This is a genomic window from Stenotrophomonas sp. INTA L402-1, assembly GCF_059295135.1.
In genome coordinates, this window is record NZ_JCAFWP010000036.1 from 1 (window position 1) to 25,665 (window position 25,665).

The following is a 25,665-nucleotide window of genomic DNA, read 5'->3' on the forward strand; positions in this document are numbered from 1 at the left end:
AGATGTGTATAAGAGACAGGCACTACCGGGTCACGTCAGCGCTTCTTCTTCGCCTTGCCCTGCTCGGCCGGGCCGATGGTCTGCTCCAGCCAGCGCTCGCTTTCGGCCAGCATGGTCATGATCGACTCGCGTGCGCGGTAGGCATGCGATTCGTTCGGCAGCATCACCAGGCGCGCGGTGCCGCCCAGGCCTTTCACCGCCGCGAACATGCGCTCGCTCTGCATCGGGAACGTGCCGGAGTTGTTGTCGTCCACACCGTGGATGAAGAGGATCGGATCCTTGATCCTGTCGGCGTAGTTGAACGGCGCCATCTTCTGGTAGACGTCCTGCGCCTGCCAGTAGTTGCGCTCCTCGGCCTGGAAGCCGAACGGGGTGAGCGTGCGGTTGTAGGCGCCGCTGCGCGCGATGCCCGCCTTGAACAGGCGCGTATGCGCCAGCAGGTTGGCGGTCATGAACGCACCGTAGGAATGGCCACCAATGGCGATGTGATCGCGATCGGTCGCGCCACGGCGCACCACTTCATCCACGGCTGCCTGGGCGTTGGCCACCAACTGTTCGATGTAGGTGTCGTTCGGCTCCTTGTCGCCCTCGCCGATGATCGGCATCGACGGGCTGGCCAGCACCACATAGCCCTTGGCCAGGAACGCCTGCGGGCCCCAGTAGCTGACCGCATTGAAGCGGTACGGCGAATCGGTCACCTGGCTGGCCGCAGCCGCACTCTTGAACTCGCCCGGGTAGGCCCACATCAGCAGCGGCCGCGGGCCGTCGCGCTTCGGGTCGTAGCCCGGCGGCAGCAGCAGGGTCGCGGTCAGGTCGACGCCATCCTTGCGCTTGTAGCGGATCTGCTCCTTCTGCACGCCCTTCAACTGCGGCAGCGGATGCGCGAAGTGGGTCAGCGCACGCGGTGCAGCACCGGCATCGGCCAGCGACTGCACGTAGAAGTTGGCCGGCTCATCCGGGCTCTCGCGGCTCAGCAGCAGCGAGCTGGCCTGGTTGTCCAGCAGCGCCACCGGCAGCGCATAGCTCGGCGCCTGCGAGTGGAACAGGCGGGTGGCCTTGCCCGTGGCAACGTCGAAGCGGTCCACGAACGGACGATCGCCTTCCGGCGATGCACCGGCACCGGCCAGATACAGGCTGCTGCCATCGGCGCTGGTCTGCAGCAGCGAGCGGCCGCGGTCGTCGCTGGACAACAGCGGCCGGCCCGGATCGGAATAGCGGTCCTGCCCGTCGCGATCCCACAGCAGGCGCGGCTCGGCGCCGGCATTGTCCGGGGCGATCAGCCAGGTCCTGGTCTTGCGCGTCTTCCACCACGACTCGGTCAGCAGGGCCAGGTCGCCACGGCCCCAGTTGATGCCCACCAGACGGCTGCCGAGCTGGGCCAACGTGACCGGCGGCTTGTCGAACGGCGCAGCCTGCATCAGCACCGCATCGCGCACCTTGGCCTCCCTGTTCGGGTCGCCGCCGTCCTGGGCTTCGGCCCAGACCAGCGTGGCATCGGCATCACCACGCCAGCTGATATCGCGCACGCCGGTCACTTCAGCGTCGTTGCCGGTCGGCAAACCTTCCACCAGCGGACGCACGGCCACGGTGTGCACCAGCTTGCCGCTGGCACGGTCGATCACTTCAATGCGGCGCGGGAAACTGCTCACCGGTACCACGTAGGAATACGGCCGCTGCACCGGCTGGCGCAGCACGAAGCGGCCATCCGGCGACACCGCAAAGCCCATGAAGATGCCAGCTGCGCCGATCGCGCGGGTGTTGCCATCCAGGCTGACTTCCATCGGCTGGGTGGTGGCGTAGTAATCGAACTGGCGCGCGTCGGCCTCGTTCTTCAGCAGGTCCTGGTAGGTACGGATCGACACCACGCCGCCGCCCTGGCTGGTCTGCTGCACGGCCGGGCCGGTCGGAATGCCGTCGGCGGCCGGGGCCGCACCAAGGTTGGCCGGACGGGTGAACACCACCAGGCCGCGGCTGTCCGGCAGCCACTGGTAGCCACTGCCGATCACCGTGTTCAGGCCGGCGACCAGACGACGGGCGCTGCCGCCGGCCACATCCACCAGCCACAGTTCATTGGCGCCGCTGGCGGCGTCGACCTGGTTGAAGGCCAGCCACTTCTGGTCCGGCGACCACATCACGCTGGCGATCGACAGCTTGGCCGGCAGGCCGCTGATCTGCCGTTCCTTGCCGTCGGCCACGTTCATCAGCCACAGCTTCTCGCCGAAGCTGAAGCGGCTGTCGGAGAAGGTGCGCGGGTTGATGCGCAGGCCGGCCAGCTTCAGTTCCGGCTGCGCCACCACCTGGATCGACGGCAGCGACGGCATCTGCATCATCGCGGCGACATCGCGGCGTGGCGACAGGTACAGCGAAGGCGCGCGCGGCGCGTCGACCACCGCCTGCAGCGCGGCCGACGGCAGTTCGTAGCCGGTGGCGCCCTGGGCCTGTACCTGGGCGGGCTGCGGGGACGCGGCCCAGGCCAGCGGAGCCACCGCCAGCAGTCCCATCGACAGGACCAGACCGGTCCAGCGCCGTGTGCGGCGCGCGTGCATGCTCATCGTTCCACCTGTGTGATGCGTGAAAACACCGACCTTAACAGGCCGTGCACGCGATCCCACCTGCCGATGGTTGGGTCATCCGGATGTCACGCCGGGGCCGCGATATAATGGGGGTTCTCCCCTGCCGAGGGGCGCTGCGACCGGATCCCATGAGGCCCGGCCAGGCTCGGTAAGGTGGCTTTGTAACAACGGCGCCCGGCTAGATGCGAGCACCCGCTCGCCCACAACCGGAGCACACGAATGAACGCTGTTGCCAAGACCTTCTCCACCGAAGGTGATTACAAGATCCGCGACATCACGCTGGCCGACTGGGGCCGCAAGGAACTGGACATCGCCGAGCACGAGATGCCGGGCCTGATGTCGATCCGCCGCAAGTACCAGGCCGAGCTGCCGCTGAAGGGCGTGCGCGTGACCGGCTCGCTGCACATGACCATCCAGACCGCGGTGCTGATCGAGACCCTGAAGGACATCGGTGCCGACGTGCGCTGGGCCTCGTGCAACATCTTCTCGACCCAGGACCACGCCGCTGCCGCCATCGCCGCCACCGGCACCCCGGTGTTCGCCTGGAAGGGCGAGACCCTGGAAGAGTACTGGGACTGCACCCTGGACGCGCTGACCTTCACCCTGGCCGACGGCACCCTGACCGGCCCGGAACTGGTGGTCGACGACGGCGGTGACGTGACCCTGCTGATCCACAAGGGCTACGAGCTGGAAAACGGCAGCGACTGGGTCAACACCGCCTCTGCCTCGCACGAAGAACAGGTCATCAAGAACCTGCTCAAGCGCGTCGCCAAGGAGCGCCCGGGTTACTGGGGCCGCGTGGTCAAGGACTGGAAGGGCGTCTCCGAAGAGACCACCACCGGCGTGCACCGCCTGTACCAGCTGGCCCAGGCCGGCACCCTGCTGATCCCGGCGATCAACGTCAACGACTCGGTCACCAAGAGCAAGTTCGACAACCTGTACGGCTGCCGCGAGTCGCTGGCCGATGGCCTGAAGCGCGCGATGGACGTGATGCTGGCCGGCAAGGTGGCCGTGGTCTGCGGCTACGGCGACGTCGGCAAGGGCTGCGCGGCCTCGCTGCGTGCCTACGGCGCGCGCGTGATCGTCACCGAGATCGACCCGATCTGCGCCCTGCAGGCGGCGATGGAAGGCTATGAAGTCAACACCATCGAATCGACCCTGGGCCGTGCCGACCTGTACGTCACCACCACCGGCAACAAGGACATCATCCGCATCGAGCACCTGAGCGCGATGAAGGACCAGGCCATCGTCTGCAACATCGGCCACTTCGACAACGAGATCCAGGTCGATGCGCTGGTGTCGTTCGCCGGCATCAAGCACGTCAACATCAAGCCGCAGGTGGACAAGTACATCTTCCCGAACGGCAACGCGATCTTCCTGCTGGCCGAAGGCCGCCTGGTGAACCTGGGCTGCGCCACCGGCCACCCGAGCTTCGTGATGTCCAACAGCTTCGCCAACCAGACCCTGGCACAGATCGACCTGTGGGCGAACAAGGACAGCTACGAGAAGAAGGTCTACCTGCTGCCGAAGAAGCTGGACGAAGAAGTGGCCCGCCTGCACCTGGAAAAGATCGGCGTGAAGCTGACCACCCTGAGCCAGGAACAGGCCGACTACATCGGCGTGCCGGTGGAAGGCCCGTTCAAGCCGGACCACTACCGCTACTGATGCCTGCGCGGTGCCGGCCAGCGGCCGGCACTACCGGTGCATGCAACACACGGAACGGGCGCCTTCGGGCGCCCGTTCTGCGTTCGCGTGTGGCCGTACACCACGTATCCACGCATGGCGTGGATCTACTGATCGTCCGGCCCCAGTAGATCCACGCCATGCGTGGATATCCCCCAGCCAACCCACAGTAGATCCACGCCATGCGTGGATGTTCCCCACCGGAGCGGGAACAATAGCCTCGGTCAAGGCAACACCCCTGCCCCGCGCTAGGATGCACCCATGACCCCGGCCATCAACCTGCTCAAGCGCGAGAAGATCGCCCACACCGTGCGCAGCTACGTGCACGACGCCCACGCCGAATCGTATGGGGGCGAAGCCGTCGACAAGCTCGGCCTCGACCCGGCCCAGGTGTTCAAGACCCTGCTGGCGAGCACCGAAACCCACGAGCTGCTGGTGGCGATCGTGCCGGTGGCCGGCCAGCTGGACCTGAAGGCCCTGGCCGAAGCGGCCGGCTGCAAGAAGTGCGAGATGGCCGCTGCTGACGCTGCACAGCGCGCGACCGGTTACCTGGTCGGTGGCATCAGCCCGCTCGGGCAGAAGAAGCGCCTGCGCACCTTCCTGGACGCCAGCGCGCAGGCATTGCCCAACCTGCATGTCAGCGCCGGGCGCCGCGGCCTCGAGGTGGAACTGGCGCCGACCGACCTGCTGCAGCTGACTGCTGGCCACTACGCTGCCATCGGCAAGTCACGCTGATGCGCTGGCCGTGGTCTGCAGCACCGATACCCCGGCTCGACGATGCACAGGCCGATGTGCTGCTGCAGAACCTGTTGTCGCGCGATGCAACGCGCATCACCGATGCCGCGCGTACGGTCGCTCGGCTGTTCAGCGCCTCATCGTTGGACGCGTTGGTTGCGCATGTGGATACGATCGAACGCAGCTGCCAAGGCGTCGCCCTTGGCGGCATGCTGATCAGCAACCAGGCGCACCTCAAGGCGGCCCTGCAACGGCTGCGCTACTGGCAGGCACGCGAAGGCTGCCTGTGTGCGCTCTACCCATCCTATGTGTTCTTCAGCCCCGAGCCGCTGCTGGAACAAGGTCACGTGCAGCTGCGTGCACGGGGCGAAGCGGAGGACGGCTGGGGCGAATGCTACCGGCTGACGTGCACCTGCTGCGCGCAGCAATGGAGCGCGACCGAGCGCGAATACCACTACACCTGGTGGGAGTGGAAGCCCGAGCCCGCCCTGCAGACGCCTTAGTTGAGCTTGAACGTGACCGTGCCGCGTATCAGGCTCATGCTTGGTGCCTTGCCTGCCGCTTCACGCTCGTAGCGCCAGTCACGCGCGTGCTTGAGCGCCGCCGCATCGAGCAGCGGGTAGCCGCTGGATCGGGACAGGATGATCGCCTGGGTCTTGCCCTGCGCATCCAGCAGCAGCATCAGCTCGACACCTCCCTGCTGGGCCTCGCGCATGGCGGCCGCAGGATACGTCGGGACCGACGAAAGTCGCCGCTGGTGCCAGCCTCCTTCCCGGGCAATCAAGGGCGTGCTGGAAGAGAGTGGGCAACGTGCAGGCATCTGCAGGTCGAAGCCTGCAGCCCCTTGCGAAGGCCGGGTGGTGGCTGGCGCACCACAGGCGATCGCCGACACGCTCTGCAGCAACGACTGCTGACGCGAAAGCGCTGCAGCGTCATCCGCTTCCACATGGAACGTGCAGCGCCCCGACGTTGCCTTCGCCTGCAGTGAACCCACGCCGGCATCGCGGATCGGCGTCACGTCGGACAAAGCACCACAGGCGGCGCCTGCATCGTACTTTGCTGCCGAGCTTTCACTTGCGGCCAGCAGACCTGCGGCGACCCATGCAAACGGCATCCAACTGCGAACATCCATCCCTGTGCTCCCTGCGTTGATTCACTGCTATGGTAGCGCCCCGCTGCAATCCTCCCTGTTCATATGCCGACTGTCCGGCCGCAGCGTGGGCTCACGGCCGCCAGTTCGCGTTGTTCTCCCAGAACGCGACGGAGCGCTGGTACGCCTCGCGATCCAGCGGCACACCGGAACCGCCCTCCTCCACGCCCAGTGCATTGCGCATCATGGTAATCGGCGCCATCGGTACTTCTTCCGGTTCGGCAGTGTAGATACAGCCGACGATGCCCCAGTCGGCCTCGATCGGTGAACCCTCCTTCGCCAGCTGCCCGGCGCTGTACAGGATCACCACCAGATAGTTCGCGCGCGGCGACTCCACGCCCTCGAACCAGCGCACCAGCACCGGCAGCTCCTCGCGGTTGCGCGCTTCGTATCCGCTGCGCAGCTGGTGGCGGTTGGCCTCGGTGACCGGCACCGTCAGGCAGCGCGTGCTGGTCCAGTTCTCGTAGACGAACAGTTTGCAGAACGGCGCGTAGCCGTCGAGCACCTTCAGTGGCGCGTGCGCATTGAGGTGTGCCTCGAACTGCTCGGCAGTACAGTCCTGGATGGTGTTGCCACGCGGCACGCGCGGGAACAGGCGGGGACGGGCGAAGTCGGTGAGGACGATGGACATGGCGGGGCGTGATTAGGGGTTCCACTGCACAGGGTAACCGCCCCGGCGCCAGGGAGGACGGCATGCCGATGGTCACTGGCATCCCCCGCCCTCTTGCCGCACCCTGCGCGCGACCCACCACAAGGATCGTCGGCTCATGGAAGCAGCACGTGCGTTGCCCCACCCCGTCCGCCGCCGATGGCTGAAGGTGCTGGCCGTCGTCCTGCTGGCACCGCCATTGCTGTTCATCGCCGCCCTGCTCTGGCCGCTGCGTGCACCGCCACTGCCCGACGCCGGCGACAACCGGATGATCATCAACGCGCGGGTGGTGGACGTCATGCGCGGCCAAGCCAGTGAACCCACCACGGTCACCATCCGCAACGGCACGATCACCGCCGTCGGCGAAGGCATTGCCGATGCAGCGTTGCCGGTCTTCGACGCCGGCGGCCGCTGGCTGCTGCCCGGCTTCTGGGACATGCACACCCACGCCCTGCAGCTGTCGCCGCAGCTGCAGTTCCCGCTGATGCTGGCCAACGGCATCACCGGCACCCGCGACATGATGGATTGCCCGCATACCACCGATCCGCTGATCGCCTGCGTGGCCGACAAGCGCCGCTGGACCGCACAGGCCGTTGCCGGCCAGCAGGTCGCACCGCGCTTCGTGCAGATCGCCAGCTTCTATTTCGAAGATCCAGCGTTGGCGCCGGACACCGCGGCACAGCGTGCGCGCACGTACAGCGCGCGCGGTGTCGACGCGTTGAAGGTCTACAACCGGCTGCGTGCGGATACCTACCAGCGGCTGGCCAGCGAGGCGCGGCAGCTGCGTCGCCCGCTGGTCGGCCACCTGCCCAAAGCGGTGCCGCTGGAGGGCGCACTACAGGCAGACCAGCGCAGCTTCGAGCATGCCCATCTGTTCGTACGCCACTGCTTCGACAACGCGGCGGCGTGGCGCGGTGGCACGCTCGACAGCGAGGATCCAACCGCGCTGGCCGAACGCATGGTCGGCGGCTACCAGCCCGCGCTCTGCAACGAGGCGTTCGGTGTGATGCAGGCCAGCGGTGCCGCGTTCGTACCAACCCATGTCACCCGCGAAGAAGATGCGCGTGCGCGCGACCCCGCCTTCATCAACGATCCACACCTGGCCTATCTCGATCCGCTTTCACGCTGGGCGTGGCGTGATGACCTGCAGGCTACCGTGGCGCGTTATCCCGGCCTGCGCGGCGAAGACGCACTGAAGGCCTACTTCGAGCACGGGCTGGCGCTGACCGGCGCCGCGCATCGTGCAGGCGTCACCGTGCTGGTCGGCACCGATACCGGGCTGGGCGGCTTCCGCTACCACGATGAACTGCAGTGGCTGCGGCGGGCCGGCTTGAGCCAGGCCGACGTGCTGCGCGCGGCAACGCTGCACGCGGCGCGTCATCTGGAGCTGCAGGCATCGCATGGCAGTGTCGAGGTCGGCAAAGCCGCCGACCTGGTATTGCTCGACGGCAACCCGCTGCAGGACACCGCCAACACCCGTCGTGTGCACGCGGTGCTGCTGGCCGGGCACCTCTACGACCGCTCGCGGCTGGATGCACTGCTCGCCTACGCCCGCGCGCAGGCACGTTCACCGGCGGTGATGGCGCGCCTGCTGTGGGGCTTCATCACCAGCCCGGTCAGTGCCGAGCTGTAGCGGCAACTACAACGCCATCCGCTCGCGCAGCTCCCGCGCCTGCCGCCGCGACACTTCCACCTCGCTGCCATCATCCAGCGCCAGGTCATAGCCGTCGCCGATGCTGGGCGACACCCCACGGATACGGCGCAGGTTGACCAGTGTGTTGCGGTTGGCGCGGAAGAAAAGATCCTGCGGCAGGCGTGCTTCCAGCGCGCTCAGGCTGCGGGTCAACAGGGCGTTCTGGTCGCGGAACCACAGCCGCGTGTAGTTGCCATCCACCACCAGCCTGCGGATCTCGGAGACCGCCACGAACCAGCAGCGCTCACCCTCGCGCACGAACACCTGGTCCTGCGCGCCCAGCGTGCTGCGCGGCTCCGGCGTTTCGCCCGCCACCACCTCGCGCTGGCGCGCCCGCTGCAACGCTTCCAGCAAGCGCGGTGCCTCGACCGGCTTCACCAGATAGTCCAGCGCATTGGCCTGGAACGCGCGCACCGCGTAGGTGTCGTAGGCAGTAACGAAGATCACCGCCGGCACCGTCTCCAGCCCATCCAGAACATCGAAGCCACTGCCGGAGGGCATCTGCACATCCAGCAGCACCAGGTCCGGCGCCAGTGTGGCGATCGCCTCGCGTGCGGCGGGCACATCGTCGGCCTCGCCCACGCACTGCACCCAGGGCAGCGCTGACAACAGCGTACGCAGCTCCTGCCGCGCCAGCCGTGCGTCATCAACGATCAACACGCGCAGCATGCCACTCATTGCGGAATCTCCAGCAGGGCCTGCATGCGGTCACCGACCGGCTGCAGGGTGAAACGACCTTGCGCACCGAGCTGCGCACGCAGGTAGGCCAGGCCGACGCCATGCCCATGGGTGGGCTCGTTGGCGCTGCCCAGCGGATTGTCCACCTGCAGGCGCAGCACGTCATTGTCCAGCGTGGCACGGATCTGCACCTCGCCGCCGCCGGGGCGGCTGGCGATGCCGTGCTTGATCGCGTTTTCCACCAGCAGCTGTAGTGCCATCGCCGGCAACTGCGCCTGCATGGCATCGGCATCGATCTGCTGCCGCACCTTCAGGCGCTGCTCGAAGTGGATCGCCTCGATTGCCAGATAGTCGTCGACCACCGCCAGTTCCTCGGCCAGCGTGACCTGCTCGCTGCGGTTGTGCGCCAGCGCCTGGCGCAGCGTGCGTGACAGGCGGGTGACCATGTCGCGCGCACGCTCAGGATCTTCCAGGATCAGCGCACGCAGGTTATTCAGCGCATTGAACATGAAGTGCGGGTTGAGCCGCGCACGCAGCGCATCGCGTTCCAGCGCACTGCGCTCGGCTTCGGCGCGCAGGCGGGCCAGTTCCGCCCCGCGTATCCGGCGCAGGCTGTGCAGGCTTGCCCAAAGCGCTGCCCACAGGGCCAGCATCACCGCAGTGGTGTACCAGTAGAGCAGCAGCGCCTTGGGGCTGAAGTCGGCCGTCTGCCGCCCCAGGCTCACCCAGTTCCAGGCCAGCGCCGAGTGCAGCGCGATGTTCACCAGCAGCTGCGCCACTGCAGCACCCAATGCCACCGACAGCGCCAGCCGCAGCAACAGCCCGGCCATACCGCGCGCCCACCAGTCGGCACGCAGCGCCAGCGCACGGATGGCACCGCTGCATCCAAACAGGGCCAACGCCAGGCCCAGCGTGATCAACACGCCTGCACTTCCGGCGTCGCTGAGATAGGCCTGGCGCAGGCCGATTCCGGCAACGCCATAGAGCGCCCATACCAGCGCATTGAGCAGCCAGAAGCGTAGCGTCGAGGAGGAATCCGGCATGTCCATTCCGAGGCGTGTTGAAACTCAGTGGTGGCGGTCGAGGAAGGCCTGCATCTGTTCCTGCAACCAGCGCGGATCATCCCACATCAGGAAGTGGAAACCCTGCGCGCTCATCGCGATCTGTACGCCCTGCAGTTTCGCGTACTGGGCCTGGAACACCGCCCGGGTGCCGGCCTCGGTGCCGCCCATCGGCTGGTAGCCGGCCCAGCTGCCCAGCACCAGCGTCGGTGCGGCGATCGAGGCGATGCTGTCACGCAGGTCAGTGGTCATCACCGCATGCATGGCATCGGCCGTGGTCTGGCGGTCGCTGTCTTCGCCCCAGCGGCCCAGTTCGGCCTGGCGCTGCGGATCGCGGGTCATCCCCGGCAGGCCCGCCTTCAACTGCGCCTGCCATTGCGCGGCGTCGGCGGCCAGCATGCCCTTGCGCAGCTGGTCGGCCATCGGCCGCACGCTGTCAGCCGAGGCGTTCGGGTCACGCGCGGCCGGCAGGAACGGCAACGCATCGACCACCACCAACGCGCTGACCGCCTTCGGCTCGGCCTGCGCCATCTGCAGGCCCAGCAGGCCACCGAGGCTGTGGCCAACCACCACCACCGGGCCCAGATGCTGGTCATGCAGGTAGGCCAGCAGCTGCCCGCGCATCGCCGGCAGGAACTCGACCGGGCGCGGATCGGCCGCGAGCGCACCGGCAAAGCCGGGCAGCTGCACCAGATGGCACTGCACATCCTTCAGGGCCAGGCAGGTCTCGCGCCACACCTCGGCGCTGCTGTTGAGGCCGGGAATCATCAGCAGCGGGCGGCCCTTGCCGACCACCTCGACCTGCACCTTGCCCGCCGCCGGGGCGCTGGCGGCGTGCGCCGAGCCGGAGCCGAGCACGGCCATCGCCATGCCGATCATCGCCAGCCGGGCCAGGGCCTTCATTGCATACCAGAGTGCCAGGAAGATCTTCATCGTCTGCTCCTTCGTCAGGTGGGTGGTGCCGGGATGGGCTCAGCGTGCCGCCGGCCATGGCACTCGGGGGGCGATTTCGGAGCAGCGGCCGATCGCCGGGGCGAACGGTCGCAGGCGGAAGACGATGTACGTCCGCAGAAATTGACAACATCCATCTTGATGAAGCGATATACTGATCCGCACCCGCCGCTGCCGCCCGTGCCATGACCGCCATCAGCTTCGAGTTCTATCCGCCCAAGACCGACGAACAGCGCAGCCAGCTGGACCGCGCCGCGGCCAGGCTGAAGGACTACGGTCCCGAGTACGTGTCGTGTACCTTCGGCGCCGGTGGCTCGACCCTGAGCTATACCTCCGAGACCGTGCGCCATCTCAACCAGCACCATGGCTTCGATGCCGCACCGCATCTGTCCTGCGTCGGCGGCACCCGTCAGGAAATCCGCGAGCTGCTCAAGCTGTACCGCGCCATCGGCTGCCGCCGCCTGGTCGCGCTGCGCGGCGATCTGCCGTCGGGCATGGGTTTCCCCGGTGACATGCGCTATGCCGCCGAACTGATCGACTTCATCCGCGCCGAGCACGGCGATGCGTTCCATATCGAAGTGGGCGCGTACCCCGAAACGCACCCGCAGGCTTCCGACGCACTGGCCGACCTGAAGCATTTCAAGGCCAAGATCGACGCCGGTGCCGATGCGGCGATCACCCAGTACTTCTTCAACCCCGATGCCTACTTCCATTTCGTCGACGAAGTGCGGCGGCTGGGCGTGCAGGTACCGATCACGCCCGGCATCATGCCGATCGCCAACTTCAGCCAGCTGCGCCGCTTCTCCGAACAGTGCGGTGCGGAGATCCCGCGCTGGATCAGCCGCAAGATGCAGGCCTATGGCGATGATGCAGAGTCGGTGCGTGCATTCGGCACTGAAGTGGTGGCCAAGCTGTGCCAGCGCCTGATCGAAGGCGGCGCACCCGGCCTGCACTTCTACACCTTGAACCTGGCCAAGCCGACCACTTCGGTGCTGAAGCTGCTGCAGGGCTGAAAGCACGGCGCGCAAGCGTGATCGGCGCTACCCTGCGAGGATGATCCGGCTTTCCTTCCTGCTGTTGCTGCTGCCGCTGTGCGTTCTGTCGAGCGCCGCCCACGCACAGTCCACGCGCCTGAACCGCTGCACCGATGCCCAGGGCCAAAGCGTCTACACCGACCGGCCCTGCGACAGCTTGGGCGCGCGGTCGCGGTTGCCACCGCCTGCGCCCGCCGGCAACACCCTGCAGCGCGACACCCTGGGGGCACGCTGCCCGCGGCGGCTGAGTGAACTGGTGGACGCGCTGCGCGTCGGCATCGTCAGCAACGATGTGAATCGGCTGTCCTCACTGTATCTGTGGGGCGCGGTTTCCGATGCGGGCGCGCAGCGCATCCTCGGCCAGCTGGAATCCTTGGCGCGGCGGCCCCTGGTGGACGTGGTGCCGGTGTATCCGTCACAGGCGCTGCCACAATCGCAGGATGAGGATCAGAGCCCTGCCGCGTTGGGATCCGACCCTGTGGCCTCTGTGGCGCGGCATCCCATCGGCCTGCGCCTGGAGCAGACGTTGCCCGGCAGCGCGTCGCGCGCGTCGACGGTGCTGGGGTTGCGGCGGCAGTACGGGTGTTTCTGGATCACGTTGTGATCGCGAGCATCCATCCACGCATGGCGTGGATCTAATGCCTCCATCCCACACGGTAGCGCCGGGCCATGCCCGGCGAGCGAAGCAGCCTTACTCCGGCCACAGCGCGCGGATGGCGGCGATGCCCTGCCCGCCATGGCGGCGCGCCTCGGAGACATGGCCACTGCCCATGCCACCCAGCGCGTAGATCGGCAGTGACACCTGCGCACGCAGCTCGGCGAACGCGTTCCAGCCCAGCGGCACGGCATCCGGATGGCTGGCCGTGGCCTGAACCGGGCCCAGCACGGCGAAGTCGCAGCCCAACCGCTGTGCGGCCTGCAGCTGCTGCAGGTCATGGCAGGACGCGGCCACCAGCTGGCCTTCGGGCAGTGGACGCTGCAACAGCTCAAGCAGCTGCTCGCTGCCCAGGTGCACCCCCACGCCCAATGCGCGTGCCAGCTCGATATCGCGGTTGAGCAACCACTGCACCCCGCTGCGACGATGCGCGCGCACGGCCTGTTCGACCATCGCCTGGCGCTGCGGATGCGCCGTCGGCAACCGCAGCTGGATGCGCTGCTGGCCCGCCGCCACCGCGCGCTGCAGCTGCTCATGCCAGTGCTGCACGCCGTCGGCGTCATCGGCCGGCGCCGGGGTGATCAGGTAGCTGTCGGGTTGGCGCAGCGCGGCCACCACCGGCAGATCGGCCGGTGGCATCGAATAGCGACCCAGTTTATCCGGCGCCACCCAGGTAATGGCCTGGCCCTCGCGGCCACGTGGCGTCCCCTTCCAGCTGCGCACGTGGCGCACTTCCAGGGTCAGGTGCTTGTCCGGGTAGCGCTGCGGCACATCCATCAGCCATTCGCCGACATCGGCTTCGATGCCCAGTTCCTCGCGTAGCTCGCGAACCAACGCCTGTTCGGAGGTCTCGCCGGATTCGCGCTTGCCGCCGGGGAACTCCCACAGGCCGGCCATGTCGCGGTTCTCGGTACGACGGTTGAGCAGCACGCGGCCACGGGCGTCGGTGATGACGGCGGCCACGACGTGGATCGATCGGGTGGGGGGAGCCATGGGGGAAGCATGCCCAGAACAGGGCGGCCCGCGCAATCTCGGATCGGGCCGGATCAGCCCCACGAAACAGCCGCCATGAAAAAAGAGCCCCGCTTTCGCGGGGCTCTTCGGGGTCAGCTCAGCTGGCCGTGGCAGTGCTTGTACTTCTTGCCACTGCCGCACGGGCATGGATCGTTGCGGCCGATCTTCGGCTCATCGCGCTGCGCCTGTGCAATGCCCTGCTGGGCAGCCTGCACCTGCGCGGCTTCCTCGTCGGCGCTGTAGCCGCCCACGTCCTGGTGCTGGAACTGCGACTGGCTCAGGCGCGCTTCGGCCTGCTGGCGTTCGGCTGCTTCCAGCGCCTGCACTTCCTCGTCGCTGCGGATGCGCACGCGCGACAGCAGGGTCACCACTTCGCGCTTGACGTTCTCCAGCATGTCCGAGAACAGCTCGAAGGCTTCCTTCTTGTACTCCTGCTTCGGCTGCTTCTGCGCGTAACCACGCAGGTAGATGCCCTGGCGCAGGTAGTCCATGCGCGCCAGGTGCTCCTTCCAGCTCTGGTCCAGCACGGTCAGCATCACGTGCTTCTCCAGCGCGCGCATGGTTTCCTCACCGACACCGGCTTCCTTCTCGGCAAAGTGCTGGTTGACGCGCTCCTGCACCTTGGCAGCGATGGCTTCGGCGTCCAGCTCTTCGTGCGACTTGACCAGGTCGGTCAGCGACATCTGCAGGCCGAAGTCCGACTCCAGGGTCGCTTCCAGGCCACGCAGGTCCCACTGCTCGTCGATCGAGTTCGGCGGCACGAAGCGGGCCACCACGTCGAAGATCACGTCGTCGCGGATGCCGTCGACGTTGTCCTTCACCGACTCGGCGTCCAGCAGTTCATCGCGCTGTGCGTAGATCACCTTGCGCTGGTCGTTGTTGACGTCGTCGAAGTCCAGCAGGTTCTTGCGGATGTCGAAGTTGTGGGCCTCGACCTTGCGCTGCGCCTTCTCGATCTGGCGGCTGACCAGGCGGTCCTCGATGACGTCGTCTTCCTTCATGCCCATCATGCGCATGGCCTTCTGCACCCAGTCGGAGGCGAAGATGCGCATCAGGTTGTCTTCCAGCGACAGGTAGAAGCGGGACGAACCCGGGTCACCCTGGCGGCCCGAACGGCCGCGCAGCTGGTTGTCGATACGGCGCGATTCATGGCGCTCGGTACCGACGATGTGCAGGCCGCCGGCAGCCTTGACGGCCTCGTGGCGCTTCTGCCAATCGGCCTTGACCGCGGCCTTCTGTTCGTCGGTCGCGCCTTCGCCCAGCTCGTGGATTTCCGCTTCCAGCGAACCGCCCAGCACGATGTCGGTACCACGACCGGCCATGTTGGTGGCGATGGTGACCGCGGCCGGACGACCGGCATTGGCGACGATGGTCGCTTCGCGGTCATGCTGCTTGGCGTTGAGCACTTCGTGCTTCACGCCCGCCTTGCGCAGGTGCTCGGACAGCATTTCCGAGGTTTCGATCGAGGTGGTACCCACCAGCACCGGCTGGCCACGCTTGGCGCACTCTTCGATGTCGGCCAGCACCGCATTGAACTTGCCCTTGCGGTTCAGGAACACCTGGTCCGGGCTGTCCTTGCGGATGGTCGGGCGGTTGGTCGGGATCACCACCACTTCCAGGCCGTAGATGCTCTGGAACTCGAAGGCTTCGGTATCGGCCGTACCGGTCATGCCGGACAGCTTCTTGTACATGCGGAACAGGTTCTGGAAGGTGATGCTCGCCAGCGTCTGGTTCTCGCGCTGGACCGGCACGCCTTCCTTCGCTTCCACCGCCTGGTGCAGGCCATCGGACCAGCGGCGGCCGGACAGGGTGCGGCCGGTGAACTCATCGACGATGACCACTTCGCCATCGCGCACGATGTAGTCCACGTCACGCTGGTAGATCGCGTGCGCGCGCAGCGCGGCATTGAGGTGGTGGACCACGGTCAGGTTCTGCGGCGCGTACAGGCCTTCGGTCTCGCCGTCGAGGATGCCGGCCTCGACCAGCAGCTGCTCGGCGTGCTCCATGCCCGCTTCGGACAGGTGCACCTGCTTGCCCTTCTCATCGACCCAGAAGTCGCCTTCGCCGTCTTCCGCTTCCTGCTTGACCAGGTTCGGCACGACGCGGTTGACGCGGATGTACAGCTCCGGGGAATCGTCGGCCGGGCCGGAGATGATCAGCGGGGTACGCGCTTCGTCGATCAGGATGGAGTCGACTTCGTCGACGATGGCGTAGTGCAGGCCGCGCTGGTAGCGGTCGGCCTTGGACAGCGCCATGTTGTCGCGCAGGTAGTCGAAGCCGAATTCGTTGTTGGTGCCGTAGGTGATGTCCGAGGCGTAGGCTTCGCGCTTGTCGCTGTGCGGCATGCCCGGGTACACCACGCCCACGCTCAGGCCCAGCCAGTTGTACAGCTTGCCCATCTGCGCGGCGTCGCGGCGCGCCAGGTAGTCGTTCACGGTGACCACGTGCACGCCCTTGCCTTCCAGCGCGTTGAGGTACACCGGCAGGGTCGCCACCAGGGTCTTGCCTTCACCGGTGCGCATTTCTGCGATCTTGCCCAGGTGAAGCACCATGCCGCCGATCAGCTGCACGTCGTAGTGGCGCATGCCCAGCACGCGGCGACCGGCTTCGCGGCAGACCGCGAACGCTTCCGGAAGCACCTTGTCCAGGGCTTCACCGTCGGCGATGCGCTGCTTGAACTCCGGCGTCTTGGCCTGAAGCTGCTCGTCGGAAAGCTTCTCGATCTCCGGCTCCAGCGCATTGATCTTGGCGACGATGCGGTTGAGCTGGCGCAGCTGTCGTTCGTTACGACTGCCAAATACGCGGGTAAGCAGGCTGTTGATCATTGAAGGAACCGGGTTGGATGGACACGACGCCCGGCCTCCCCCTTGGGATCCGTCCGCCGCAAACGAAACAGGGCGCCTGGCGCCCTGTCGATGGCAACACCCATTGTAGCTTGGGACGGCCGCAAGGGGTTTCAACCCTTTGGCGGCAATGGCATCCGAACACTCCCGGTAGTGCCGGCCGCTGGCCGGGTACGCGTCAGCGCATGCGCGCTGGCGCTCCCACGCTTCGCTGCGCGAACCGTGGGGCCCGCTTACCTCGCCTCCACACCCCCGCGCCTACGGCGCTGCCCCCGTACTTCGGGGGCGGTAGTGCCGACGGCAGCCGGCACCCCAATGGGGCATCAGCCGCGGCTGACGCGGCCGACCGGCGTGTTGCCGCCGTCGCCGAGGAACTTGCGCGGGTTGACCACGTTGCCGTTCTCCCACACCTCGAAGTGCACGTGGGCGCCGGTCGAACGACCGGTGGAACCGGCCTTGGCCACTTCCTGCCCGGCACGGACCAGGTCGCCGACCTTCACCACCAGGCGCGAATTGTGCGCGTAGCGGGTGACGTAGCCGTTACCGTGGTCGACGTCGACCACGTTGCCGTAGCCGCCCTTCACGCCGGAGAAGCTGACCACGCCTTCGGCCACGGCCATCACCGGGTCACCGACCCTGGCGTGGAAGTCCATGCCCTTGTGGGTGGCGGCACCGCGGCCGAACGGGTCGGCACGGGTGCCGAAACCGGAGGTCACGTAGCTGTTGCGGATCGGCATGCGCGACGGCACGGCGTTCTGCTGCAGCTGGTGGTCGAACATCAGCGATTCCATCACCGACAACTGGCGGCCTGAAGCAGCGAAGCGCTGCTCCAGCACCTGTAAGTCGGCGTTGACGTCCTTGACCGGGATGTCGCTGGTCGGGCCGCCGGCGTCGCCGTCACCGAGACCGGGGGTCTCGTTGAAGTCGAACTCGCCGTCTTCCAGCTTGCCCATCTGGGTCAGCCGTTCGCCGAGGGCGTTGAGGCGGGTGGCCTGGGCCTGCAGCTCGCCGAGGCGGGCCGCCAGCGCGTTGACCTGGGTCTGCGCATCGCGCTTGACCTTGGCCAGCTCTGCATCCTGGCGCTCGACCTTGGCCTGCAGGCGGGAATCATTCAGCGCGCTGGCGCCAATGCCGCCGGCAAGGCCGATAATGCAGCCTACCCCGAGCACGCTGCCCAGCAGGGCGCGGGGGCGGTCCTCGAAATAGAACCGCAAACGCGCGATCGGCGACGCTTTGGCCTGTCCTTCACGCGTTTTGATTACGATCTTTTTGAATGCCATCAGTGAGTTTTCATGTCTGAGCCGAAATCCAGCGTTCGCCCCGCGTCAGTGCCGAAGCCGGCGCTGGATGCGGTGATGGCGGACAAAAGCGGGAACCCGCTGCGGCGTGCCTTGTGGCTCGACGCGCTGGACCGTCAGTTGCGCCCCCAGTTGCCGCCACCTCTGCGCAGCCGTTGCCGGCTGGCCAATGTGGACGGGGAACACCTCGTTTTTCTCGTCGAGTCCCCGGTCTGGCATGCCAAGTTGCGGCTTGCCGAAGCCCAGTTGCTCGACGCGGCCCGTTCCATCGGGCTGAAGGCCACCAGGGTGACCATCAAGACTGCGTCTCCCACTCCCACGCGCTCCCCAGCGCTCGACAACCGGAATGGACCCCACGCAGTTTCAGCCGCCACGCACAAAGGGCTACGCGACGCCTTGGCTTGCCTGCAGGACGTTCCTTCGAAGCCGAAGAAGCGGTCCTGACGACAACGGAGCATCCGGCTCCGCTCCCCGTCGCGCGTGTCACCACGGCGTGAAACATTTCGGGGGCCGGGTCGCATCCTAGCTGCCATCCGGGGGTCTGTCGTTAGATTGTTGTTAAAACGGCGTTAAATTCAGGCTTCCGATCCAACAGGTTCACAAAACCGTGACCTCGAACCGGCCTTGACGCGCGTCAAGCATGCTGAATGCGTCGGACACGCCTGAAACGACAAGGCCGCCCTGGAAGGCGGCGCTTTTGTCTTTCAATTCAACGATCTACAGGAATCAGGCGTAGGCCGGAGTGGCATATTCCACCGGGTCCGGGGTGGCCGGCGAGTCGAAGCTGACCCATTCCCAGGCGGTGGCGTCGGCCATCAGCGCCCGCACCAGCTTGTTGTTGAGGGCGTGACCGGACTTGAAGCCTTCGTAGGCACCCAGCACCTGGCCACCGGCCAGATAGAGGTCGCCGATCGCGTCGAGGATCTTGTGGCGCACGAACTCGTCGGCGTAGCGCAGGCCGTCTTCGTTGAGCACGCGGAACTCGTCCAGCACGATGGCGTTGTCCATCGAACCGCCCAGGCCCAGGTTGCGCTCGCGCATGTATTCCAGGTCGCGCATGAAACCGAAGGTGCGCGCGCGGGAGATTTCCTTGGTGTAGGCCAGCGTCGAGAACTCGATTTCCTGGCGCGACTGCTTGGCCGGGATCATCGGGTGATCGAACTGGATGGTGAAGCCCAGCTTGTAGCCCTCGTACGGGCTGAAGCGGGCCACCTTGTCGCCCTCGGTCACTTCCACGGTCTTCAGCACGCGGATGAAGCGCTTGGGCGCATCCTGTTCCACGATGCCTGCCGACTGCAGCAGGAACACGAACGGGCCGGCCGAACCGTCCATGATCGGCAGCTCGGCCGAGGACAGTTCGACGATGATGTTGTCCACACCCAGACCGGCCAGCGCCGACATCAGGTGTTCGACGGTCTGGATCTTGGCGTCGTTGCAGGTCAGGCCGGTGCACAGGGTCACTTCGGTGACCAGTTCGGCCTTGGCCGGCACTTCCACCACCGGGTCCAGATCCACGCGACGGAACACGATCCCATGGTTGACCGGTGCCGGGCGCAGGGTCATGTAGACCTTGTCACCGCTGTGCAGGCCAACGCCGGTGGCGCGGATCGTGTTCTTGAGGGTGCGTTGCTGGATCATGGGGGATGGGCCGGAAGTGACACATTAGATTAACACGCGCCCTCCCCTACCCTGGCTGAAACGCCAGTGAAGGCTGCCGGCAGGACGCACCGGCACGCCGCGGGGACGCGCGTGAAGCAGGGTAGCCGGACCCATCCTGGCCCGGCGCCCGCGTTTTCAGGACATGGTGGCGCAACCCGGGGAGGACAAGCCCCGGGCGCCCCGCTTAGTCCGCCTGGCGGCGCAGGAACGCCGGGATGTCCAGGTAATCGTTCGGCAGTTCCGCCGCCGCCGGGGCCGAAGCGGCCGGGGCCGAGGGAGCGGAGGCTGCCGCGGTATCGCTGCTGGCGCGACGCAGGCCCAGACCCATGCCGCCCACGGCCTTGGACACGGCGTCGCCGCCGTTGTCGAAGTCACCGAATTCCGGCTGGCCGGTGGTGGCATTGCGGACCAGCTTGATCGGCGCACGCTCGCCCGGACGCTGGGTCTTGCTGGCCGACACGCGGTTCAGGCCGGTAGCGACCACGGTCACGCGCACTTCGTCCTGCATGTCCGGATCCAGCACGGTACCGACCACCACGGTGGCGTCCTCGGAAGCGAAGCCATCGATGGTGCGGCCGATTTCGTCGAACTCGGCCATGGTGAAGTCGGCGCCGGCGGTGATGTTGACCAGGATGCCGTTGGCACCGGCCAGGTTCACATCGTCCAGCAGCGGGTTCTGGATCGCGGCTTCGGCGGCGGCCTGGGCGCGGTCATCGCCACGGGCGGTGCCGGTACCCATCATCGCCAGGCCCATTTCGGACATGACGGTGCGCACGTCGGCGAAGTCGACGTTGATCAGGCCCGGACGCACGATCAGGTCGGCGATGCCCTGCACGGCGCCCTGCAGCACGTCGTTGGCGGCACGGAAGGCCTGGATCATGGTCGCGTTGCGACCCAGCACGGTAATCAGCTTCTCGTTCGGGATGGTGATCAGCGAGTCGCAGTGCTGGCTCAGTTCCTCGATGCCCTTCAGCGCCACCTGCATGCGGCGACGGCCTTCGAACGGGAACGGCTTGGTGACCACGGCCACGGTCAGGATGCCCATTTCCTTGGCCAGCTGTGCCACCACCGGCGCAGCGCCGGTGCCGGTACCACCGCCCATGCCGGCGGTGATGAACACCATGTCCGCACCCTGCAGGGCGTCCATGATGCGCTCACGGTCTTCCAGCGCGGCCTGGCGGCCGACTTCCGGGTTCGCGCCTGCGCCCAGGCCCTTGGTCACGTTGGTACCCAGCTGCAGCTGCAGCTTGGCACCGCAATTCTTGATGGCCTGCGAGTCGGTGTTGGCGGTGATGAATTCCACGCCGTCCACCGCCGAGTTGACCATGTGCGCCACGGCATTGCCGCCGCCGCCGCCCACGCCAACCACCTTGATCACCGCATTGGGTGCCATCTTTTCGATCAGTTCAAAATGCGCCATGTCCGTGTCCTCGTTGTATCCGCTTTGGCTGGCATGAGCATTCGGGCGTCCTGCCGTCCTGCTGCATGCCGACGTTGCGGCTGTGTGGGTTGTGTGTTGCCGGTGTTGCGTTGTGCTACGGGTACTGCGGGTGCTGCGCCCGGGCGATGCCCGGTGTTACGGGTTCCGCGTCAGAACTCGCCGCGGAACCAGGTCTTGAGTTTCTTGAACATGCTTCCAGCGCGCCCGGTCGGCAGCGACGGCCGCCGCGGGTGCTCGATCTGGCTGCCCATCAGCAGCAGGCCCACGCCGGTGGCATGCACCGGGTTGCCCACCACTTCGCCCAGGCCGGTGACGTGCTGCGGAATGCCCACGCGAACCGGCATCTGCAGCATTTCCTCGGCCAGTTCGACCACGCCTTCCATCTTCGAAGCGCCACCGGTCAGCACCATGCCGGCGCGTACCAGTTCCTCGAAGCCGGAGCGGCGCAGTTCGGCCTGCACCATCTCGAAGATTTCCTCGTAGCGGCCCTGCACGGCCTGCGCCAGCGAATGGCGCGGCATGCGGCGCGGCGGGCGGTCGCCCACCGACGGCACCTGGATGCTTTCCTCGGCGGTGGCCAGCTGGGCCAGGGCGCAGGCATAGCGCACCTTGATCTGCTCGGCTTCCGGGGTCGGCGTGCGCAGCATGTGCGCGATGTCATTGGTGACGTGGTCGCCGGCGATCGGCAGCGAAGCCGTGTGGCAGATCGCGCCCTGCACGAACACCGCGATATCGGTGGTGCCGGCGCCCATGTCGACCAGCACCACGCCCAGCTCGCGCTCGTCGGCGGTCAGCACCGCCACGCTGGAGGCCAGCGAGGACAGCACCAGGTCGTCCACCTGCAGGCCACAGCGCTGGACGCACTTGCTGATGTTGGCCGCAGCCGACTGCGCGCACACCACCAGGTGGGCATGCACTTCCAGGCGCACGCCGGTCATGCCGACCGGGTTGCGGATGCCTTCCTGCGAATCGTCCAGGACGTACTCGCGCGGGATCGCGTGCAGGATCTTCTGGTCGGCCGGAATCGCCACGGCCTTGGCCGCATCGAGCACGCGATCCAGGTCGCCCCAGGTCACTTCGCCGTCGCGGATCGGCACGATGCCCGGCGAGTTCTTGCACTGCACGTGGTTACCGGAAATCGAGGCATACACCGAGCGGATCTCGCAGCCGGCCATCAGCTCGGCTTCTTCCACCGCGCGCTGGATCGACTGCACGGTCGATTCGATGTCCACCACCACGCCACGCTTGAGCCCGCGCGACTCGTGCGAGCCGATGCCGATCACTTCGATCGGGTTGCCCGGCGAGTACTCGCCCACCAGCGCCACCACCTTGGAGGTGCCGATGTCCAGCCCAACGATCAGCGATTTGTCACCCTTGCGATTCATGTCCTTTCCTGCGTCCTGCTGGCTGGGGTCGCCGGCGTTTTCGCCGGCGTGGCCGGGGTACCCCAGCTCAGCGTGAAACCATTGGTGTAACGGAGGTCGGCGCGCTCGATCGGCGCGTCCTGACGGTTGAGCTGCGGCAGCACCTTGACGAAGCGCTGCATGCGCGAGCGCGCGTCGTCGCGGCCGACCACCACTTCGGTACCGTTGCTCAGCACCAGCGACCAGCTGCCGCGCGCATCCATCGTCACCCGGCGCACGTCGACGCCGGCCGGTGCGAACAATGCACGCGAGTCGCTGTACAGCTTCATCACTTCTTCGGTCTGGCTGTCGGGGCCATCCAGTTCGGGCAGCGCCAGATCGGCCAGCTTCTTCGGCGTGGGGAACAACTTGCCCTGCTCGGAAACCAGGCGGTCGTTGCCCCAGCGCGCGAACGGCTTGTGCTCGACCAGGGTCACTTCCAGCACGTCCGGCCACTGCTTGCGCACCTGCGCGCTTTCCACCCACGGCAGCTGTTCCAGTGCGTCCTGCGCGTCCTGCAGCTTGACCGCGAAGAAGCCCGCGTGCGCGTACGGCAGCAGCACCTGCTGCAACTGCTCGGCCGGCACCCGCTTGAACTCACCATGCACGCGCAGCTTCGCCAGCGGCCAGCGCTCGGCGCCGACCCAGCCATTGACCACGGCCACCACCGGCAGTGCAACCACCGACAGCGCCAACAGCCAGACGAAGATGCGCAGCACCGCGTTCATGCGTGCGAGGCCTCCAGGGTCTGTTCCAGCACGCGCCACACCAGCTCTTCGAAGCTGATGCCGGCCTGGCCTGCGGCCTTGGGCACCAGCGAATGGCTGGTCATGCCCGGCGCAGTATTCACTTCCAGCAGGAAGAAGCGGCCGCTGCTGCGATCTCGCATCACGTCCACGCGGCCCCAGCCACGGCAGCCAGCGGCACGGAACGCGGCCAGCGCGATGCGGCGGATTTCCTCTTCGTCGTCACCGTCCAGGCCTGGGCACAGGTACTGGGTGTCCTCGGCGATGTACTTGGCGTTGTAGTCGTACCACTGGCCCTTGGGCACGATGCGGATCGACGGCAGTGCGACATCGCCGAGGATGGCCACGGTCAGTTCGTCGCCCACCACCATCTGTTCCATCAGCAGCTGGCCGTCGTAGCGCGCGGCCAGCGCCACGGCTTCATCGAGGCCGGCGTCGTCGGTGACCCGGCTGATACCCACGCTGGAGCCTTCATTGGCCGGCTTCACCACTACCGGCAGGCCCAGTTCGGCTGCCAGTGCATGCACCGTGGTCGCGTCCACCTTCCGGTACTGCGGGGTGGGCAGGCCCAGCGACAGCCACACCTGCTTGGTGCGGATCTTGTCCATGCTCAGCGCCGAGCCCAGCACGTTCGAGCCGGTGTACGGCACGCCGAAGGCGTCCATCAGGCCCTGCACGATGCCGTCCTCACCGCCACCGTTGTGGCCATGCAGGATGTTGAACACGCGATCGATGCCACCGGCGGCGAGCGCCTTGGCCAGCGCCGGAATGCCATCCACCGCGAACGCATCGACGCCGCGCGACTGCAGCGCTTCCAGTACGTTGCGGCCGGAGTCCAGCGACACCTCGCGTTCGCTGGAGCTGCCGCCGAGCAGCACGGCGACGCGGCCGAACACGGCCGGGTCGGTCACGCGCAGCGGCGGGAAGGTCAGCGCGCTCACGCCTCGCCCTCCCCCTTGAAGCCTTCCACCGCGATATGGGTGGCCACGGCACCGATGTCGCCGGCACCCATCATCAGCAGCAGGTCACCGTCCTGCAGCACGTCCGGCAGCACGCTGGCCAGCTCGGCGGCCTTGCCCACCACCACCGGCTCGCTGCGGCCACGCGCTCGGATGGCGCGGGCCAACGCATGCGAATCGGCACCGGCAATCGGTTCCTCGCCGGCCGGGTAGACCTCGCTCAGCACCAGTGCATCGACGCTGGACAGCACCGCGGCGAACTTGTCGAACTGGTCGCGGGTACGGCTGTAGCGGTGCGGCTGGAAGGCCACCACCAGGCGCTTGTCGGCCCAGCCACCACGGGCGGCGGCGAACACCGCTTCCAGCTCGCTCGGGTGATGACCGTAGTCGTCGATGATGCGGACCTTGGCGCCGCTGGCGGTGGTCACTTCGCCCAGATCGTTGAAGCGACGGCCGACACCGGCGAAGCCTTCCAGTGCGCGCGCGATCGCGTCCGGTGCCACGCCCAGCTGCCAGCCCACCGCAGCGGCGGCCAGCGCGTTGAGTACGTTGTGCTTGCCCGGCAGCGCCAGCACCACTTCCTGGCTGGTGCCCTGCGGCAGGCGCAGGGTGAAGCGCATGCGCGAGCCTTCCTGCACCACGTTCTCGGCGCGCACGTCGGCCTGCGGGCTCATGCCGTAGCTCATCACGTGGCGCGGGGTCTTGGCAGCCAGAGCCGCGACTTCTGGATCGTCGATGCACAGCACCGCCAGGCCGTAGAACGGCAGGCGCTGCAGGAACTCGGCGAACGCCGCCTGCACGCGGGCAAAGTCGTTGCCGTAGTTCTCCAGGTGATCGGCGTCAATGTTGGTGATGATCGACATCAGCGGGTTCAGGCGCAGGAAGCTGCCATCGCTTTCGTCGGCCTCGGCCACCAGCCACTGTCCACCGCCCAGCTTGGCGTTGGCGCCGGCAGCCAGCAGCTGGCCACCGATCACGAACGTCGGGTCGAGCCCGCCTTCGCTCAGCACCGCAGCGGTGAGGCTGGTGGTGGTGGTCTTGCCATGGGTACCGGCCACAGCGATGCCGCGGCGGAAGCGCATCAGCTCGGCCAGCATCGCCGCACGCGGCATGATCGGAATACGCTGGCTGCGCGCTTCCATCAGTTCCGGGTTGTCTTCGCGGATGGCGCTGGAGACCACCACGCAGTCGGTGCCCAGCACGTTGGCTGCGGAGTGGCCGCGCATGATGCGCGCACCCAGGCTGGCCAGGCGACGGGTCGCCACGTTGTCGGCGTTGTCCGAGCCGGACACCTCATAGCCCAGCGTCAGCATCACTTCGGCGATACCGCTCATGCCGGTGCCGCCGATGCCGACGAAATGCACGCGCGGGAACGCGCGCACCAGGTCGTTGGTGTCGTGCAGGCGACGGATCATGCGCGGCCTCGCGCAGGGCAGGCGC

The 25,665-nt window shown here is 67.0% G+C and carries 21 protein-coding genes, 1 pseudogene and 1 riboswitch; of the genes and pseudogenes, 7 read left to right on the top strand and 15 right to left on the bottom strand.

Translation table 11 applies throughout. The features are described 5' to 3' along the window. Positions 1-35: 35 nt before the first annotated feature. Positions 36-2,552 (bottom strand): S9 family peptidase, encoded by a 2,517-nt coding sequence (locus tag AC5O77_RS17615; RefSeq protein WP_494507027.1) that lies wholly within the window; start codon positions 2,550-2,552, stop codon positions 36-38. A gap of 120 nt (positions 2,553-2,672) precedes the next feature. Then, a riboswitch (S-adenosyl-L-homocysteine riboswitch) is annotated at positions 2,673-2,756 on the top strand. A 36-nt stretch (positions 2,757-2,792) separates the two neighbouring features. On the opposite strand from AC5O77_RS17615, the gene ahcY reads away from it, so the two are divergent. From ahcY to AC5O77_RS17630, 3 genes are all read left to right on the top strand, one after another. Continuing rightward, positions 2,793-4,238 (top strand): adenosylhomocysteinase, encoded by a 1,446-nt coding sequence (gene ahcY, locus AC5O77_RS17620; protein WP_014036003.1) that lies wholly within the window; start codon positions 2,793-2,795, stop codon positions 4,236-4,238. 279 nt (positions 4,239-4,517) lie between these two features. After that, positions 4,518-4,991: a Cys-tRNA(Pro) deacylase gene (ybaK, locus tag AC5O77_RS17625; RefSeq protein WP_317217307.1), complete on the top strand. Its 474-nt coding sequence runs from the start codon at positions 4,518-4,520 to the stop codon at positions 4,989-4,991. Continuing rightward, the gene (locus tag AC5O77_RS17630) at positions 4,991-5,494 is read left to right on the top strand and encodes a hypothetical protein (protein ID WP_478057647.1); all 504 of its coding nucleotides are present in this window, start codon (positions 4,991-4,993) and stop codon (positions 5,492-5,494) included. Before ybaK ends, AC5O77_RS17630 begins: the two co-directional genes overlap by 1 nt. On the opposite strand, the gene AC5O77_RS17635 is transcribed toward AC5O77_RS17630, so the two are convergent. Both AC5O77_RS17635 and AC5O77_RS17640 read right to left on the bottom strand, forming a co-directional pair. Further along, positions 5,491-6,105 carry an energy transducer TonB gene (locus AC5O77_RS17635; RefSeq protein ID WP_494507028.1) on the bottom strand — a complete coding sequence of 205 codons (615 nt, stop codon included), beginning with the start codon at positions 6,103-6,105 and terminating at the stop codon, positions 5,491-5,493. The genes AC5O77_RS17630 and AC5O77_RS17635 overlap by 4 nt on opposite strands. A 109-nt stretch (positions 6,106-6,214) precedes the next feature. Further along, complete coding sequence (locus AC5O77_RS17640; RefSeq protein ID WP_049425078.1) at positions 6,215-6,772, bottom strand: DUF3228 family protein; 558 nt, start codon at positions 6,770-6,772, stop codon at positions 6,215-6,217. A gap of 136 nt (positions 6,773-6,908) precedes the next feature. Here AC5O77_RS17640 and AC5O77_RS17645 point away from each other — a divergent pair, with 136 nt between their 5' ends. Continuing rightward, a complete protein-coding gene (locus tag AC5O77_RS17645; protein WP_478057648.1) occupies positions 6,909-8,423 on the top strand; it encodes an amidohydrolase family protein in 1,515 nt (504 codons plus the stop codon). A 6-nt stretch (positions 8,424-8,429) separates the two neighbouring features. Here the strand turns inward: AC5O77_RS17645 and AC5O77_RS17650 are convergent, their stop codons facing one another. Genes AC5O77_RS17650 through AC5O77_RS17660 form a run of 3 tightly spaced genes read right to left on the bottom strand, consistent with a single transcriptional unit; the run spans position 8,430 to position 11,155 of the window. Beyond that, positions 8,430-9,161, bottom strand: coding sequence for a LytR/AlgR family response regulator transcription factor (locus AC5O77_RS17650; RefSeq protein ID WP_478057649.1), 732 nt, complete (start codon positions 9,159-9,161; stop codon positions 8,430-8,432). Continuing rightward, positions 9,158-10,204, bottom strand: coding sequence for a sensor histidine kinase (locus tag AC5O77_RS17655; protein WP_478057650.1), 1,047 nt, complete (start codon positions 10,202-10,204; stop codon positions 9,158-9,160). The genes AC5O77_RS17650 and AC5O77_RS17655 overlap by 4 nt, the downstream gene beginning before the upstream one ends. 24 nt (positions 10,205-10,228) lie before the next feature. Beyond that, complete coding sequence (locus AC5O77_RS17660) at positions 10,229-11,155, bottom strand: alpha/beta fold hydrolase (RefSeq protein ID WP_478057651.1); 927 nt, start codon at positions 11,153-11,155, stop codon at positions 10,229-10,231. A 203-nt stretch (positions 11,156-11,358) separates the two neighbouring features. Between AC5O77_RS17660 and metF the strand changes: the two genes are divergently transcribed. Continuing rightward, positions 11,359-12,186 carry a methylenetetrahydrofolate reductase [NAD(P)H] gene (metF, locus tag AC5O77_RS17665; protein WP_049399801.1) on the top strand — a complete coding sequence of 276 codons (828 nt, stop codon included), beginning with the start codon at positions 11,359-11,361 and terminating at the stop codon, positions 12,184-12,186. A 40-nt stretch (positions 12,187-12,226) separates the two neighbouring features. Continuing rightward, entirely contained in the window at positions 12,227-12,811 is a 585-nt protein-coding gene (locus tag AC5O77_RS17670; RefSeq protein ID WP_132809205.1) for a DUF4124 domain-containing protein, read from the top strand. An 87-nt stretch (positions 12,812-12,898) separates the two neighbouring features. Here the strand turns inward: AC5O77_RS17670 and AC5O77_RS17675 are convergent, their stop codons facing one another. The 3 genes from AC5O77_RS17675 to AC5O77_RS17685 all read right to left on the bottom strand — a co-directional run bounded on the left by AC5O77_RS17675 (position 12,899) and on the right by AC5O77_RS17685 (position 17,999). Continuing rightward, complete coding sequence (locus AC5O77_RS17675) at positions 12,899-13,855, bottom strand: Nudix family hydrolase (RefSeq protein ID WP_423175276.1); 957 nt, start codon at positions 13,853-13,855, stop codon at positions 12,899-12,901. A gap of 113 nt (positions 13,856-13,968) precedes the next feature. Beyond that, entirely contained in the window at positions 13,969-16,701 is a 2,733-nt protein-coding gene (secA, locus tag AC5O77_RS17680; protein WP_032129708.1) for a preprotein translocase subunit SecA, read from the bottom strand. Between the two features lie 341 nt (positions 16,702-17,042). Further along, on the bottom strand, positions 17,043-17,999 hold the full coding sequence (locus AC5O77_RS17685; protein WP_107432410.1) for a M23 family metallopeptidase: 957 nt from the start codon (positions 17,997-17,999) through the stop codon (positions 17,043-17,045). Between the two features lie 12 nt (positions 18,000-18,011). On the opposite strand from AC5O77_RS17685, the gene AC5O77_RS17690 reads away from it, so the two are divergent. Next, the gene (locus AC5O77_RS17690; protein ID WP_005408086.1) at positions 18,012-18,461 is read left to right on the top strand and encodes a DciA family protein; all 450 of its coding nucleotides are present in this window, start codon (positions 18,012-18,014) and stop codon (positions 18,459-18,461) included. Positions 18,462-18,743: 282 nt separating this feature from the next. On the opposite strand, the gene lpxC is transcribed toward AC5O77_RS17690, so the two are convergent. The 6 genes and pseudogenes from lpxC to murC form a co-directional block, all read right to left on the bottom strand. After that, the gene (gene lpxC, locus AC5O77_RS17695) at positions 18,744-19,655 is read right to left on the bottom strand and encodes a UDP-3-O-acyl-N-acetylglucosamine deacetylase (RefSeq protein ID WP_005408085.1); all 912 of its coding nucleotides are present in this window, start codon (positions 19,653-19,655) and stop codon (positions 18,744-18,746) included. Between the two features lie 205 nt (positions 19,656-19,860). Further along, positions 19,861-21,096, bottom strand: a complete 1,236-nt coding sequence (gene ftsZ, locus AC5O77_RS17700) for a cell division protein FtsZ (RefSeq protein WP_043397963.1) — start codon at positions 21,094-21,096, stop codon at positions 19,861-19,863. Positions 21,097-21,266: 170 nt separating this feature from the next. After that, on the bottom strand, positions 21,267-22,502 hold the full coding sequence (ftsA, locus tag AC5O77_RS17705; RefSeq protein WP_005408083.1) for a cell division protein FtsA: 1,236 nt from the start codon (positions 22,500-22,502) through the stop codon (positions 21,267-21,269). A 68-nt stretch (positions 22,503-22,570) separates the two neighbouring features. After that, positions 22,571-23,248: pseudogene (locus AC5O77_RS17710) on the bottom strand (cell division protein FtsQ/DivIB); the annotation flags it as partial. After that, positions 23,245-24,207, bottom strand: coding sequence for a D-alanine--D-alanine ligase (locus AC5O77_RS17715; RefSeq protein WP_049399805.1), 963 nt, complete (start codon positions 24,205-24,207; stop codon positions 23,245-23,247). The gene AC5O77_RS17715 and the pseudogene AC5O77_RS17710, both read right to left, overlap by 4 nt. Continuing rightward, a complete protein-coding gene (gene murC / locus AC5O77_RS17720) occupies positions 24,204-25,640 on the bottom strand; it encodes a UDP-N-acetylmuramate--L-alanine ligase (RefSeq protein WP_012510048.1) in 1,437 nt (478 codons plus the stop codon). The genes AC5O77_RS17715 and murC overlap by 4 nt, the downstream gene beginning before the upstream one ends. Between the last annotated feature and the right edge of the window lie 25 nt (positions 25,641-25,665).